At 40.3% G+C, this 14,075-nt stretch carries 13 protein-coding genes; 8 read left to right on the top strand and 5 right to left on the bottom strand.

What is annotated here, in order from left to right:
* Window positions 1–3 precede the first annotated feature (3 nt).
* On the top strand, window positions 4–1,113 hold the full coding sequence (locus L2747_RS09880; protein ID WP_248998868.1) for a GGDEF domain-containing protein: 1,110 nt from the start codon (window positions 4–6) through the stop codon (window positions 1,111–1,113).
* Between the two features lie 446 nt (window positions 1,114–1,559).
* Here L2747_RS09880 and L2747_RS09875 read toward each other — a convergent pair whose 3' ends face one another.
* On the bottom strand, window positions 1,560–3,389 hold the full coding sequence (locus L2747_RS09875; RefSeq protein WP_248998867.1) for a leukocidin family pore-forming toxin: 1,830 nt from the start codon (window positions 3,387–3,389) through the stop codon (window positions 1,560–1,562).
* A 687-nt stretch (window positions 3,390–4,076) separates the two neighbouring features.
* Between L2747_RS09875 and L2747_RS09870 the strand changes: the two genes are divergently transcribed.
* Window positions 4,077–4,373 carry a DNA polymerase III subunit epsilon gene (locus L2747_RS09870; protein WP_248469702.1) on the top strand — a complete coding sequence of 99 codons (297 nt, stop codon included), beginning with the start codon at window positions 4,077–4,079 and terminating at the stop codon, window positions 4,371–4,373.
* 99 nt (window positions 4,374–4,472) lie between these two features.
* Here the strand turns inward: L2747_RS09870 and L2747_RS09865 are convergent, their stop codons facing one another.
* The gene (locus tag L2747_RS09865) at window positions 4,473–5,774 is read right to left on the bottom strand and encodes an NAD(P)/FAD-dependent oxidoreductase (protein ID WP_248998866.1); all 1,302 of its coding nucleotides are present in this window, start codon (window positions 5,772–5,774) and stop codon (window positions 4,473–4,475) included.
* Between the two features lie 415 nt (window positions 5,775–6,189).
* Between L2747_RS09865 and L2747_RS09860 the strand changes: the two genes are divergently transcribed.
* Together L2747_RS09860 and L2747_RS09855 are read left to right on the top strand one after the other, a co-directional pair.
* Window positions 6,190–6,576 (top strand): DUF2541 family protein, encoded by a 387-nt coding sequence (locus tag L2747_RS09860; RefSeq protein WP_248998865.1) that lies wholly within the window; start codon window positions 6,190–6,192, stop codon window positions 6,574–6,576.
* A 165-nt stretch (window positions 6,577–6,741) separates the two neighbouring features.
* Window positions 6,742–7,266, top strand: a complete 525-nt coding sequence (locus L2747_RS09855) for a hypothetical protein (RefSeq protein WP_248998864.1) — start codon at window positions 6,742–6,744, stop codon at window positions 7,264–7,266.
* An 83-nt stretch (window positions 7,267–7,349) separates the two neighbouring features.
* Here L2747_RS09855 and L2747_RS09850 read toward each other — a convergent pair whose 3' ends face one another.
* On the bottom strand, window positions 7,350–7,865 hold the full coding sequence (locus L2747_RS09850; RefSeq protein ID WP_248998863.1) for a hypothetical protein: 516 nt from the start codon (window positions 7,863–7,865) through the stop codon (window positions 7,350–7,352).
* Window positions 7,866–8,036: 171 nt separating this feature from the next.
* On the opposite strand from L2747_RS09850, the gene L2747_RS09845 reads away from it, so the two are divergent.
* Window positions 8,037–8,324, top strand: a complete 288-nt coding sequence (locus L2747_RS09845) for a DUF6482 family protein (protein WP_248998862.1) — start codon at window positions 8,037–8,039, stop codon at window positions 8,322–8,324.
* A gap of 25 nt (window positions 8,325–8,349) precedes the next feature.
* Here the strand turns inward: L2747_RS09845 and L2747_RS09840 are convergent, their stop codons facing one another.
* The gene (locus L2747_RS09840) at window positions 8,350–9,135 is read right to left on the bottom strand and encodes an AraC family transcriptional regulator (protein WP_248998861.1); all 786 of its coding nucleotides are present in this window, start codon (window positions 9,133–9,135) and stop codon (window positions 8,350–8,352) included.
* A 102-nt stretch (window positions 9,136–9,237) separates the two neighbouring features.
* Here L2747_RS09840 and L2747_RS09835 point away from each other — a divergent pair, with 102 nt between their 5' ends.
* From L2747_RS09835 to L2747_RS09825, 3 genes are all read left to right on the top strand, one after another.
* Window positions 9,238–10,488 carry an MFS transporter gene (locus L2747_RS09835; RefSeq protein ID WP_248998860.1) on the top strand — a complete coding sequence of 417 codons (1,251 nt, stop codon included), beginning with the start codon at window positions 9,238–9,240 and terminating at the stop codon, window positions 10,486–10,488.
* An 83-nt stretch (window positions 10,489–10,571) separates the two neighbouring features.
* Window positions 10,572–11,198: a Crp/Fnr family transcriptional regulator gene (locus L2747_RS09830; RefSeq protein ID WP_248998859.1), complete on the top strand. Its 627-nt coding sequence runs from the start codon at window positions 10,572–10,574 to the stop codon at window positions 11,196–11,198.
* A gap of 128 nt (window positions 11,199–11,326) precedes the next feature.
* Entirely contained in the window at window positions 11,327–11,854 is a 528-nt protein-coding gene (locus L2747_RS09825; protein ID WP_248998858.1) for a YgjV family protein, read from the top strand.
* Window positions 11,855–11,898: 44 nt separating this feature from the next.
* Here the strand turns inward: L2747_RS09825 and L2747_RS09820 are convergent, their stop codons facing one another.
* Window positions 11,899–13,962: a TonB-dependent receptor gene (locus L2747_RS09820; protein WP_248998857.1), complete on the bottom strand. Its 2,064-nt coding sequence runs from the start codon at window positions 13,960–13,962 to the stop codon at window positions 11,899–11,901.
* Window positions 13,963–14,075 lie beyond the last annotated feature (113 nt).

The following is a 14,075-nucleotide window of genomic DNA, read 5'->3' as shown; positions in this document are numbered from 1 at the left end:
TACTTGAAATCAAGGCGAAATACAATAACATATAAGCAACAAAATGGAGCTAGACTTATATACGGATATAGCATGGATAGCAAAGAGTTAAATAGCACCTACAATTTAAGAAGGGCTGTATTAATTGGCATGTGTACTCTCTTAGGCTGCCTGAGCTTTCTACTCGGTATAATCAATATAGCTATAGAGGCGAAATGGATAACGCTTGGCTTTATCGAACTCCTCTACGCAATATGCTCATTCACACTAGCAATAATAGCAATCAAAAGAAGACACCAATTTTGGCAAGTTCTTCTATATATTTTTACCTTAACCGCTATTGTTATTTACGCAGTGTCGCTATCTCAAACCATAAACTCAATGATCTGTTGGGTACTGGTTTTACCCACGGTTTACTATCTTCTTTTAGGTAAAAAATTAGCGAATTTTCCGGTCATAATTCTTTTCACTGCCGTTATTGCCGAGATCATAGTTAAATACGGCTCAACCCTTAATCCACTGCTCATTAACTTCATTTTTAGTTACTTACTGATTTGGGTTGTTTCTCATACTTATGAGAAGAACCGTGCCGATTCAGAATCCAAACTACAAAAACTAGCACTACAAGACCCACTAACAATGAGTTTTAATCGACTAGCACTGACAAAATATTACGAGGATATCGTAGCAAATCAATCTCTGCTGACTCTTGCTGATGAGGTGCACTTACTGATTTTAGATATCGACTTTTTCAAACAGGTAAACGATGAATATGGTCATGAAGCAGGTGATATTGTGCTACAAGAAAGCGCCAAAATTATCAGCAAAATCGCGGGTAATAAGCAAACATTTAGGATTGGCGGTGAAGAGTTTTGTGTAATGATTGAGAATAAAAAACAAGATGATGCTATAGCACTTGCTCAGCAAATCAGAATGACACTTGCACAACATACTTTTAAACTCAAAGAACAAGCGAATATCAATATTACGGTCAGCATTGGGTTAAGCAGTTACCGCAAAGGCATAGCCTTACCTAATTTGTTGCGCCAAGCAGATCAACGGCTATATAGGGCTAAACACAATGGCCGAAATCAAGTGATTTATCACAACGATCCAATTGCAGTATCCGCCTAATCAGTTGACTTTTTTGCTTAGATTCGCTTTTAGTCTTCGTCTAAATGTTAAAGCGCCATAAAATCGTGCTAAGCACCTTTTGATGGCTAAGCTAAATAGGGTTGTAGACACCAGCTGCAGTGTCTCTTGCACATAAGCCATTTTAGTCAAGATCACCACTAAGCTACCTGCTACAAAGGAGCGAAATAGACTAACCAAAGTACAGTGCAAATTACAGCGGAGTGATTGATGGCTAAATTGGCTTGGTAGAGTTAATAGTCATGTTTGTATAAAGTACAATTACTTACTTGCTTACCAATGAAAACCTACAAGTCTCTGACAAAACCAAATCAACCTTCAAATACCCAAGTCTACAAAAATCTTTTGAAACAATCGCTAAAACAAACTAACTAAGCTACCAATAACTAGAAGTCTATTCGGTAACTTCGCAAAACTACTTAGGAAAACTACTTAGGAAAACTACTTGTTAAAAAGTGAACGCTTAAATCAGTATTTGATTGCCCCGTTCTAACAACCTGAATAAGCGCGTCCTTTTTACTATATGCAACACTTAAATTTTTATATGGATTACTCAATATTCTCGAAGTCCCTTCGCTTGACCACTTCCAGCGTTGACTTAAGTTTTGGTTACACCTCTTTAAGGTAGGAAAACTAGTCGCATCTAAGCAAAACCTATTATAGTTTACACTAATATACCTGCCAAATCTGTCATAAATAAATGCCTGTCTCATGTCTTTAAAATTACATTTTTTAGTTGTTAACTTATTATTTTTATTTATAGTTATGCACTTATTATTAAAATCACCAAGCTGTAAGTTGACTGGCCAAGCCCCTAAAAATACAGGATGCTCCCAATCAACAGTAAAACTAGCTGACTTAGACAGATTAACTGATTGATCATCACTGTCTTTTGAGTAATAGGTTCTCACACCAAAAAAACCGGTAATACTCGATCTAAACCTAAAGCCAGTAACTTTAACTGAGGAGTTAATCGTAAAATTTGTCGTCCCCTTGCTACTGGGTGAAGCAATATAATTGACCGCTATAGAAGGGGAGAAACCACTAAATGCTATCGGGTGGATTTTACTTAAATCTCCAGGATACTCTTTTCGTACACTTACCCCTTCTAAACTCGCACTTTTTATAGACTCAGCTGTCGGATATTGCTCTCGTTCCCATTGAAAAGTAACGTTACGCGCGCTTCTAGAGTTTTTAATAATCCGATAGTCATGTACATTAAATGAGAGAGCCAAAGATTCTGACCAGCTGTGATTAGCAGTTAACAGATCTTTAGGATTTAGTGAGCTTAAACCATATTCAGTGCTCGATGTCTTAGTCGCGTTAAAATTAGAATTTACATTTGATTTAGGCATAGTATTAATAATACTAGCTTTATTGTTGGAAGCTCTAAAGTTGAATCGGTAACTCTTTGCTATTGCAGAAGAAGCCCACTCCGCTTCAGCCCCTCCAAAAGGCCATGATATACCGTTAGACATAATGATTTGTGGGTATAACCTATTATTTAAATGTATGCCACTTCCTTCTGACTTTTTATCATCCCTACCTATTGAAATATTTACATATTTTGCATCTGGCGTCGAATCACCGTTTTCATTTTGAAATAAAAGTGACCGCCTCAGACTCACATAATAAATAAGTGAAATATTAGCATCCTTACACAAATACGACCTAGACATACCATTAGTTGTATTCCAATCGATACCACAGTTTTTATCATTTACATTCTTGTTAACATTTAAATAAAAATCAAAACTTGGTATTTTTTTGTCTTTATCTATCTTATAACCATCATTCAAACCTATAATAACTAAGTCATTTACAGCATCTAAAAGCTTAACATTATCATCATACCGGCCTCGCAACTGGGTATACATAAACTCATAATCAAATCGAGTAAGGATTATTAAATCACCAACAAATGATACGCCAAAAGCATGTAAAAACTTTTCCTTTATATTACTTTTCACTTTAACATCTTTAATTGTACTAAAATCAAAGAAGTACCTATAGTTTTCATCTAATACTTTACCTTTAACTCCATATACTAGATCGAATATTGTAACGTTACTAACAAAGCAGCTTGCATTGATATAAATAACTTTACTTGCATCATTAAGATCACTAATAATATTTGCAGCAACTCCCAAGGGAACATGAATATCGCTTTCATTAGAGCAAGATAGCTCGCCATCATTGCTACATATAGCGTAATACGACATACTCATTAAAAAAAGTGCAATTATAAACTTCAACATAACCTTCCTCCTTAAAGATAAAAATCCGTAAACCTGTAAGATCCAAAACAGATCTAAACATACTAATATACTACTTTGAAGCGTAAACACTTAAAACATTTAACCGCTAATATAAATATACAAAGATATTCTATAAAACCAAAAAAAATATATTAACCCACTATAAAAACCAACCAAGGACAATAACAACTCTATAAAACCAAAGAGAAATCGAACGATATAATATTGCGAAAAACCCCACCACACTATGAATTAGTCACTATTAGCTAACTAAATAAACCATCCTTAATAATTACCCATTATTTTCATTTCTTATTCTTTATTCTTTATTCTTTATTCTTTATTCTTTATTCTTTATTCTTTATTCTTTATTCTTTATTCTTTATTCTTTATTCTTTATTCTTTATTCTTTATTCTTTATTCTTTATTTTAATATGCAATATTAATAATACTTGGTTTAATTCAATCTTTATATTTACAATATTCCCAGTCCCTTTTCTGCTTACTATAAAGATCATCTAGCAGTATTAAGCTAAAACCTCTGCCTCAGCAAAAACGCGATACAATGGGGCACACAGCGGATTTTATGTTAAAATCCGCTATCAGCTTTATAAATGTGTAACCGATCTCATTTGTTTGACTGAAGGCAGTCAATAGCTGCCGTAACAACTAATGAGGATGAGAGATATGAAAAAATTAAATGCCGAACAGCGCAAAGCTCGAGATAACGAACGCTTTGCACAACGGGTAGATGAGCGCAGAACCAAGGGCGAAGATGTTGTTGCTTACGCACTTTCTAATGCAAAAGCCTATAAGTTTCTGACTAAACCAGAGAGATACGAGCTTAAGCAAAGACAAGCAGCTCTGCTCAATGAAGTGAAATTATCAGCAGAAGAAAAGCTTAAACTTAGACAAGAGCAAGAGTTGCAGCAAATTGAAGCGACATTTGATACCGACGAAGACGGCTCAGCATCGAACAACTAAAGCTCTGCAAACTTAGCTTGGTAAAAACCGAGCTAAAACAGTAAATAAAAAAGGGAAGTTAAACTAACTTCCCTTTTTATTACTTTAACTTATAACACATTAATGTAATTTCATTCTTGGGCGCACCACACGCATCACCTTTTCTGCGCACCACAGCGCAATAGTCTTAAAAGTGCCATGAATTGCCTGCTGGTGCATACGGTAAAGTGAGATATACACTAAACGTGCAATCTTGCCTTCAACAAACATGCTGCTTTTAGTTAAGTTCCCCATCAAGCTACCAACAGTACTGTAGCGCGATAAGTTAACCAATGAGCCATGATCGACATAAACATAATCTACCAGTGATTCGCCTTTAAGCTCATTAAGAATGTTCTTCTCAACACACTCGGCCATTTGGTGTGCAGACTGTGCACGTGGCGGCACAAAGCTACCATCAGCTTGTTGGCAAGCGCAGCAATCACCTATTACATAAATATCGTCGCTCACCGTACTTAACAGGTTTGGCTTAACCATAATTTGGTTGGCACGGTTTAGCTCAAATAATCCGATATCTTTAATAAAGTCAGGTGCTTTTACCCCTGCGGCCCAAAGCATGATATTTGCCTCAATCAGCTTACCTTCAGAAGTCACAAAGCCTGCGGCAGTCGCCTCGCTAATACGGGTATTCTCCATCACATTAACGCCAAGCTTACTCAGTTCAACTCTAGCTGAAGTGGCAATACGCTCTGGCAATGCCGGTAAAATACGCTCACCCGCTTCAATCAAGTGAATATTAAGCTTGTCGGCTGTCATCTTACTTAAGCCGTAAACTTTAAGCATGTCAGTCACATGATAAAGCTCTGCCGACAATTCAACACCCGTTGCGCCACCACCAACAATGGCGATATTAAGCTCATTGATACTTTCTGATTGATGTACGCGAGTAAAACTATCTAAAAGTGCATTATGAAAACGGTTAGCTTGCTGGTGCGAGTCTAAGAAGAAGCTGTTCTCTTTAACGCCCGGAGTATTAAAGTCATTACTGACACTGCCGATAGCAATCACTAATTTGTCATACTGAATCTGGCGTTCAGGCAACATAACCTTACCCGCTTCATCAACAATCGGCGCGACTGAAATTGACTGAGTAGCCTCATCTAAACCGCAAAAGGTACCGAGCTGAAATTGATAGCCATGTTTAGCAGCATGCGCTGAATACACCACTCCATCAAGTGCAGAATCTAGCGAACCGGTAGCAACCTCATGCAGTAAAGGCTTCCAAATATGAGTACGATTTCTATCAACTAAGATAATTTGAGCTAGGTTCTTTTTACCCAGTTTATGCCCTAATTGAGTCGCTAGTTCTAAACCACCCGCTCCACCGCCTACGATGACTATTTTAGGGTTTGCCGATCTCATCTTTTGTTTCCTCACATAGGTCTACTACTGACTTATCTATACATCAATAGGACTAGACACTAATTTAACAATCACTTACTTTATCTGTGCTTATGTTGACGTAAAACAAGATCTAAGTCACGTTGAATAAATTTGTTTTTTTGACAAAAATCAGTTGATTTAACCACTGTAAATCGCAAAACCAACACAACTGTCGACATAAGGCAACCAAAAGCAGATCATCAAACAGAACTGATAACATAGCCAAGTTCACACAAATGCTCACTATATAACCACGCCACTATCCGCATAGTGCTCTTTAGTACATTGATTGTCTAAATAATTGCTAGCAAGATCTAAATTTACTCAAGATTTAATAGCTAAAAAGCAAACAAACAACTAATTTAGCCGCCCTTTTACATCACTCAATTAAGATATGAAAATCCAATCTCTAATCGCTAGCCTAGTTGTGGCTGCAAGTCTGTTAGTTACTAGTTCAAGCGTTATTGCTGGTGAACAAATCACCCTTGGCCGTACAATTTTATTAAGCGGCGGTGATCATGGCGCTAAGATCCCACTTTTAGTTTGCCGTAAAACAGATGCAATTCGTGTAAAAGCCGAACGTGATCTGCATCTAGAAAGAGTCAAGGTGACTTTTAACAATGGTCAAACTAAAACCATTAATTTCTATCGTGATTTGAAAGAAGATAAGCACACTGACTGGCGCAGTTTTGGCTACCGTCGCTGCGTTAAAAAGCTTGAAGTATTTGGTAACTCTGACGGTTCAAAAGCTGGCCTAAAAGTATTTGGTCGTAAAAAATAATCGCGTAAAACCAGACGATTGTACTATTGACCACAAAGTTAGCGGTTGCTAATTTAGCCTGCAAACTTAAGTGACTGTAACTATTTCAAACATTAACCTCAGTTTTGTTTGGCTATATTTATAGTCACTTAAAAGGATTTTCGCTTTGACTTAATGGATTAAAATATGAAAAAAGTTGTTCTTTGCGCTTTGGCGCTTAGTCTGTGCGCCTGTAAAAGTAATGACATTAGAAATATTACTAGCTCTGTTGCTGATATCGCTAGCATCGGCTCATCGACGACAAACTCATCTAGCAACTCTCCAAATCCTGGTTATAGCCATAACCAACCGCAATATTCGAATAAGTCAGAAGATATCTACGCTCCTCTAACGGGAAAAACCAGCAGAGATTATGGCGTGATCCGCTCTATTGAGCTGGAGAAAAATCCGAAGGGTATGACCATGGTGCGCTTTCTTGCATTTCACCAAGATAGCGGCGCAGCATTAAAAGCTGATCAGTACTTATATACCGTTGATGAAAATGGCTGGATGGCCGACAAGCACACTCCCGCATACAACACTCGCACCACAATGATTAATAGCGGCCAGTATTATATGAAAGCTAAGGCTAAAGATGGCAAGTTCTACACGACAGGGATGTTAAAGTTAACACCAGGCATGACTAACGTAGTTACCATCGACCTTGAATAAGCAAAGTCGCTAAACAAAAATGACCACTCATCGGTGGTCATTTTATTATTCAATCGTCACTATCACTTGATAAAACAAAGCTGTCACTGACACTCGCTTAATAGCTGCTGGAAATGTGCGCCTAGATCTTGGCTAGCAAACTCTTCGCTAGCCGTGGCCATTTTTTGCAAGTGTTCAAGGCCTTTTTCAATGCCTTGATCGGCAATAATCTGCTTGGCGTACGCAGCGGCATCTGCGCCTTTTTGCATTAAGCTCGACATATTCTCTAAGCTAAAATCTTGCTCCATAAGCCCTTCAAGCTCACTCATTAGCTCAGCGACCTTTGCCGACTCAACTAAAGCGCCTTCTACGTTTACTAGCTCACCTAGCGGATCCATCTCAAGTTTTCCCGCTACACAAGCTGCAACGCTGCCAGCATCTGCACCTTTAGCTACGGCTTCAATGCCTTGGCTACGGATCTGTTCAATAACCTGCTGCAACTGCTCATCTTTTGCTAACCAAGCTTGCTCTAATTGCTGCTTTTCATCGCCACCAAAATAACCACAACCACTTAAGCCAATCGCTAAAGCTACTGGAACCATAACCGTCTTAAACTGCATTTATATTCTCCAACAAATCAATGGCTAACCTGCCATAATGCTGAGTATACCTAGTTCTTCAAACACTGACTTTTAAACTTTATTAATCTTCACTAGAGAAAACAATCTGCTGAATTGTTGAACCATTTAATAATCAGAGGCGTAGTGCACCAAAACGACAAGGAGCAAAGTATGAATAGTCCTCAGGTTACGCAATCTTTAGCATCTTTAAACGCCCAACCTAAAATCATTGGTGTAGCAGATGCCACTCACTATTTAGTTGGCAGTGTAGATGGCAATAACAACTTTATCGAACTCAATGAAGAGTCGAGTATTCAGTGTGTATCGTCACTCGCTCAAGCTAAGCAGTTACTGAGAAGTCATCAGTATCAAACCGCAGAGCTTGAATATCAAACGGCCTACGATGAAATGTGCGGTTTGCCCCACTGCGGCAGCTATAAAGAAACCATTAAGCTGTAAAACCTGATAACTCATTGGGCGAAAGTTATGGCTCTTTAAGCTTCATATATTGTTTTGGAGATTTACCTAATGTTTTCTTAAAAAACGTAATGAAAGCGCTTACAGACTCATAACCTAGCTCATCGGCAATGCGCTGCACCGAATCGCCAGTGGAAAGCTTTTGCAGCGCAAGGACGATATGTAGTTGCCCCCGCCAGCGGCCAAATGTCAGGCCAATTTCATTCTTAACCAATCGAGATAGCGTCCGCTCACTCATGGCAAACTCACTTGCCCATTGCCCTACAGTCCGCCTATCTTCCGGCGCTGATAATAAGCGGTTCGCAATCGCTTTTAATCTAGGTTCTGCTGGAAGCGGAAAATCGAAATGCTCGGTTGGCATAGAGCGTAATTGCTCAATCAACACATCGACCAACTTATCGGTCGCACTGTGTTTGGGGTAGTTTTGCTCAACCTCAGTTAAATGGGCAATCAGCTCTCTTAGCAGTGGCGTCACAGATAAGGTGCAACTCGATACGGGCATCCCCTCAATAGCAGGATCAACAAACAACATGCACACATTGGCATTTTTAGACACTTGATTACTGTGGGTGACTTGGCTTGGGATCCAAACGGCACAATTAGGCGGTACTATCCAGATTGCATCTGCAATTTTACACTTTACATAGCCATTAAGGGCAAGCACCAACTGACACTTATGATGCTGATGAACCGGCGTCTCTGCATACTCTTGTTCAGCAACAAAACGAGTGGCAACCACCGCTTGCGGGTAATCATCGGAGTCAAAATTGATGGATGATGGGGTATCTAGCATGAGAACTTGACCGTTTTTAGCAATATAGAGTCACTATAGCTCAATACAGTAAGCAGTTAGAAGCGTAAGCTAGCGCACTTTATTGTAATCATGAGGCCTAATATGACTTCAGCGCATCCTTCTCGTTTTGCCAGCACAGGTTTTTTACTATTCGGCATATTGCTCATTGCTATCAGTTTACGTAGCCCTATTACCGGTGTTGGACCACTACTTGATGCCATAAGAGCCGAACTACACCTCTCGGCTACACAGGCGGGAATGCTAACCACCTTGCCGTTATTGGCTTTTGCATTTTTCTCACCTGTGGCGTCAAAGTTAGGCGGAAAATTAGGCCTCGAGCAAGCACTCATGCTGTCGTTACTATTTGTCGTAAGTGGACTGTGCGTGCGTTCATTTGGCTCTTCTAGCGCATTGTTTCTTGGTACCGTTATTATTGGTGCCGGTATTGCCTTTGCTAATGTACTGTTACCTAGCCTAATTAAGCGCGACTTCCCAACCCAAATTACCACCATCACCTCAATATATGTGTTAATGATGGGGGCTGGTTCTGCTATCAGCGCCAGCTTAGCTATCCCACTAACAGGGTTTGCTGAACGCTTGTCAATTAATGTGATCCCTAGTTGGGCCGTTGCACTTGCAAGCCTAGTCGTATTTCCTATTATTGCGATGCTTGTATGGTTACCACAGTTAAAAAATCATACCGCACCAAGCAAAGACACTCTGCAACTGGAAAGCCATAGTTACCTTTGGCGAAACAGCAGCGCATGGCAAATAACGCTCTTTTTAGCTCTGAATTCGTTCCTGATGTACATCTTTATTAGCTGGCTGCCAACGATTTTGGTCGACAAAGGCTATAGTCATCATCAGGCTGGCGTTATCCATGGTGTATTACAGCTATTTACTGCCGTTCCCGCTTTAGTGCTTATTCCGTTTATGGGAAGAATTAAAGATAAACGCTTGCTTAGTTTAGCGCTAACTCTTATGGCGTTTGTCGGCATCATAGGGCTGTTACTGATACCATCTCAGGCAATGATCTGGGGAATGTTGTTTGGCTTTGGGGCTGGCGGCGGTTTTATTGTTGCACTTGCTTTAATAAGTCTACGCACCTCAAGCGCCTATCAGGCTGCAACATTGTCAGGCATGGCGCAGTTCTTAGGCTATCTGGTTGCAGCGACTGGCCCAATGATAATGGGTGAGATTCATGAGCAAACGACTAGCTGGCAATTACCTTTAATGATTTGTGCTCTATGCAGTTTATTTTGGGGTGGTTTTGCCTGGCTCGCGGCAAAAGATGAAATTATTGCGGTAACAAAGCCAACGCTTATCTGCCAGCCACAACTCGATAATAATTAACTAATTTCTGTTTCTCCCTTTTAAGCTAGCCTGATAAATGCGACCCTTAATGGGGAGGAATACGGTATAGCGAAGGTGTAATAATGTCTCCGAGTGACAGCAATATAAGTACGGCCCCTCTTGGCGAAACAGAAGCTCAAGAAGTGTGTCACCTCTCAGCGCTAAGCCTGTTTTTAACAGCACAGGGACTCAATCAAGATGCAATTGACGATGCCTTAAGCCAAGCTAAACTTAAAAGTGTATCAGAGGGGCAGGTATTACTGCATCAAGGTGCAACTCAGTCTGATGCCTTTTTTATTGTGTCGGGAATTATCAAAGCTTGTCATTACAATGACAAAGGCAACGATTTATCAAAAGAGTTTTATTTTGACAATGAACTATGCTTTTTATACGACTGTTGGCTGACACAATCTTTACCCCAATATCAACTCGAAGCCATTACCCCTACCCAACTCATACAACTGCCACTTAGCTTACTTGATAAACCTAACTGGCAAACAGCCAAAATAGCGCTATTAAGCCAACAACTTATCTATAAAGAACAGAAAGAAGCGCTTCTATTGCTCAATACCCCAGAGCAACGTTATCTATTTTTACAACAGCATCGCTCGATGTGGGTTGAGAAATTGAATAATATTCAGCTGGCGAGCTATATTGGGATCAATGCTGTGAGCTTATCGCGCTTAAAAGCCCGTCTAGCAAAAGGATAAGCGAGCAGTAGAGATAAAGAATAAATTACACCAAATTAACTTAGGTTAATTTCGACAAGAAACAAAGCGCTTAACCTTAACAGAATAAAGACCTACAAAGTGTAAGTCTGCTCGGCTAAGGTTTTAATATGTCTGATTTCATTCTGTCGCAATGGCTTATTGTCATCGCTATGATTGCTGATTTAGTTTCATTTCAATTTAAACGAAAAAGCAAGATTGTTAGCTGCCTTTGTTTTTCCGGCGTAATCATTAGCTGTCACTTTGCCTTACTCGAACAGTGGACAGCAGCCTTACTCATGCTGTTGGCAGCGTTCCGTTATTTCGTCACTATTTTCAGTCACTCCAAACGCTTATTAGTGTTTTTCCTATTACTCAACACGTTAGCCATGATGTTTACCTTTAGTGGCGGACTTAGCTTGCTTAGTTTTGCAGGCAGTACAGTCCAAACTATTGCGGCATTTTGCCAGCATGACCGCCAACTAAGGCAACTTATGCTCTTTGGCACTAGCATTTGGTTAATAAATAACATATTAGTCGACTCACCGGCTGCTATTGTTATGGAACTACTTTTTATCGGCAGTAACCTAATTGGCTACTGTCGGCACTACAACTTTCCATTAACGAGTACAAGTTTAAAGTCGATGGTATTTAAATAAGGGGGCCTTGGCTCCCTTATTTATTAGTAACAACAGATTAGTAATTAAAAACTGTACATCACTGACACACCAATATTGCGAGGGTCAACGACAGCTGCGTAACCATGATCATAGCCACGCCCCGGCGGCTCATTAACTGTCAGTGCTTTTTCGTCAAACAGGTTGTTTACAAAGGCACTTATACGCCATTGTTCTGTTTGGTAATCAATATTTAAGCGGCTTACGATGTAATCACCTGCAACTCGCTCAGGCGTATTGGCAATATCCGCAAAATACTCATCAACATAATTGCCTGATACACCAAAGGTTATTTCATCATTAAACCAATATTTTAGTCCTAAGTTAGCGGTAAAATTGGGCGCTGAATTTAGCTCATTGCCAATAATGTCACCATAGCTTGGATCGGCTTGTTTGATCTCAGACTCTAACCAACCCGCACCAGATACTAACTGCCAGTCACTGCCCAACATCGCAATAAACTCTAGCTCTAAACCATAGGTGACGGCTTTATCAATGTTAGTGATCCGGCGAAGGCTGTTTGAAGCTTGGTAACCGTCATAGTCGTTATAGAACAAGTTAGCATTTAAGCTAACGTTACTATTATCGAAACTACTACGTGAACTGAGCTCATAGGTATCAACCGACTCTTCATCGTAATAGTAGTAATCACCACCACCCGGCGTCAGCGCTAGTGCACCACCACCAGCGTTATAGCCTTGGCGACCACTTAAGGCTAACGTTGTGCTCTCACTCAAACCGTATTGCAGCACAAGCTTAGGTAAAGCAACGGTTTTGGCTTTATCTAAGAGCTCATCAACGGCGCTGCCACGAAACTGCATGGCAAAGTTTCGAGTTTGCTCGTCGCGCATCACCCGACCACCCGCGGTTAACCACCACTTGTCAGCCAATGCATAGGTCAGCTCACCATAAACCGATGATGAAGTGCTGCTGTCGTCACCACCATAACTAAAGCCGCCGACACTGCTAAAATCTTGTTCCCGCTTGTAATAAGCAAGGCCAACAAAACCATTGAAATCTCTATCGTTTAAACCAAAGCTGTACTTACCATCAACCGTGTAGCTTTTATCATTCATTGCCACTGTAGCTTCGTCTGTGGCAATGGGCTCGTAAGAGTCAAAGCCCCAATCGTAATCCATATAAGCGACCAGCAGATCTAATGCTTGGCCCTCGCTAAGCTGGTAATCAAAGTTGACTGAATGAGTACTTGATTTGGTTTTAATATAACGTTGAAAAATTGGCTCATAAGCCCAAGGGTCGTCACCTTTAAAGTAGTTACGCCCAGAGTCGCCACGTTCATCGTTATAAGCAAAACTGTATTGAATACTTAAGTCTTCAAGCCCTGCTGGTTGCCACAACAGCTTGCCGCGCCAGCGATTGGTATCTAATTCATTTTGGTCGAAGGTTTTTGGGTTGGTTGAGTAAACTTCACCTTTATTGTAGGTGTTACCCGTTACATTTTGCCCAGTGATACGAAACGCTAATTGGTCGTCCAGAATCGGGCCCGACAACATTACCGCACTGTCTACAAAGCTATCTTGGTCACGATAGCCTATGCGCGCCGCTCCCTGCCAATCAAAGGTTGGATCGGCGGTTTTAATAAATACCGTGCCACCGATGCTATTGCGACCATTAATGGTTGATTGTGGGCCGCGAAATACTTCAATTTGCTCAATATCCCAAAGACCTGTATCACCAGTAAGGTCAGCAACAAAAGGTTCTGCTACGCCATCAACTAAGGTCGAAACACGAGCTTTAGCACCACCAGTAAAAGAGTTAAAACCTGTCGCGCTACCATTACCCGTTACACCACGAACATCAGGAACCGCACCAGTGGTGACCACTATGTTGGGCACTTCTGACAACGCAGCTGAAACAGACTGATATTGACCACTATCTAAGGTCTCCTTATCAATAACCGCAACTGATGAAGTGGTATCTTTTAGGCTACGCTCAACCTTTTCACCATATACAGTAATCACTTCAATCCCTGCATCAGGCACCATATTGTCAGCATAAGCTGGCGTAAAAATAGGACTACATAAGATAGCAGTGACAACAAGATTTCTTCTAAACACCCTTAATTCCATGGGTTACCTCTAGTTACAGTTAGTATCAATTTGTTGCGGCAACAATTTACAGTAAATGATAATGACTCGCAATTGCGAACAGTTCACATTTACATTACCATTTACCCAAATCT

Source organism: Shewanella marinintestina (genome assembly GCF_023283845.1).
GTDB classification, from domain to species: domain Bacteria; phylum Pseudomonadota; class Gammaproteobacteria; order Enterobacterales; family Shewanellaceae; genus Shewanella; species Shewanella marinintestina.
The sequence above is the reverse complement of the archived record's forward strand: the minus strand, read 5'-3'. Positions and strand labels throughout refer to the sequence as shown.

Bases quoted from the DNA above. Each gene is read 5' to 3' on its own strand.
- L2747_RS09875 (WP_248998867.1), bottom strand. From the start codon at position 3,389: ATGTTGAAGTTTATAATTGCACTTTTTTTAATGAGTATGTCGTATTAC.
- L2747_RS09870 (WP_248469702.1), top strand. From the start codon at position 4,077: ATGAAAAAATTAAATGCCGAACAGCGCAAAGCTCGAGATAACGAACGC.
- L2747_RS09865 (WP_248998866.1), bottom strand. From the start codon at position 5,774: ATGAGATCGGCAAACCCTAAAATAGTCATCGTAGGCGGTGGAGCGGGT.
- L2747_RS09860 (WP_248998865.1), top strand. From the start codon at position 6,190: ATGAAAATCCAATCTCTAATCGCTAGCCTAGTTGTGGCTGCAAGTCTG.
- L2747_RS09855 (WP_248998864.1), top strand. From the start codon at position 6,742: ATGAAAAAAGTTGTTCTTTGCGCTTTGGCGCTTAGTCTGTGCGCCTGT.
- L2747_RS09850 (WP_248998863.1), bottom strand. From the start codon at position 7,865: ATGCAGTTTAAGACGGTTATGGTTCCAGTAGCTTTAGCGATTGGCTTA.
- L2747_RS09845 (WP_248998862.1), top strand. From the start codon at position 8,037: ATGAATAGTCCTCAGGTTACGCAATCTTTAGCATCTTTAAACGCCCAA.
- L2747_RS09840 (WP_248998861.1), bottom strand. From the start codon at position 9,135: ATGCTAGATACCCCATCATCCATCAATTTTGACTCCGATGATTACCCG.
- L2747_RS09835 (WP_248998860.1), top strand. From the start codon at position 9,238: ATGACTTCAGCGCATCCTTCTCGTTTTGCCAGCACAGGTTTTTTACTA.
- L2747_RS09830 (WP_248998859.1), top strand. From the start codon at position 10,572: ATGTCTCCGAGTGACAGCAATATAAGTACGGCCCCTCTTGGCGAAACA.
- L2747_RS09825 (WP_248998858.1), top strand. From the start codon at position 11,327: ATGTCTGATTTCATTCTGTCGCAATGGCTTATTGTCATCGCTATGATT.
- L2747_RS09820 (WP_248998857.1), bottom strand. From the start codon at position 13,962: ATGGAATTAAGGGTGTTTAGAAGAAATCTTGTTGTCACTGCTATCTTA.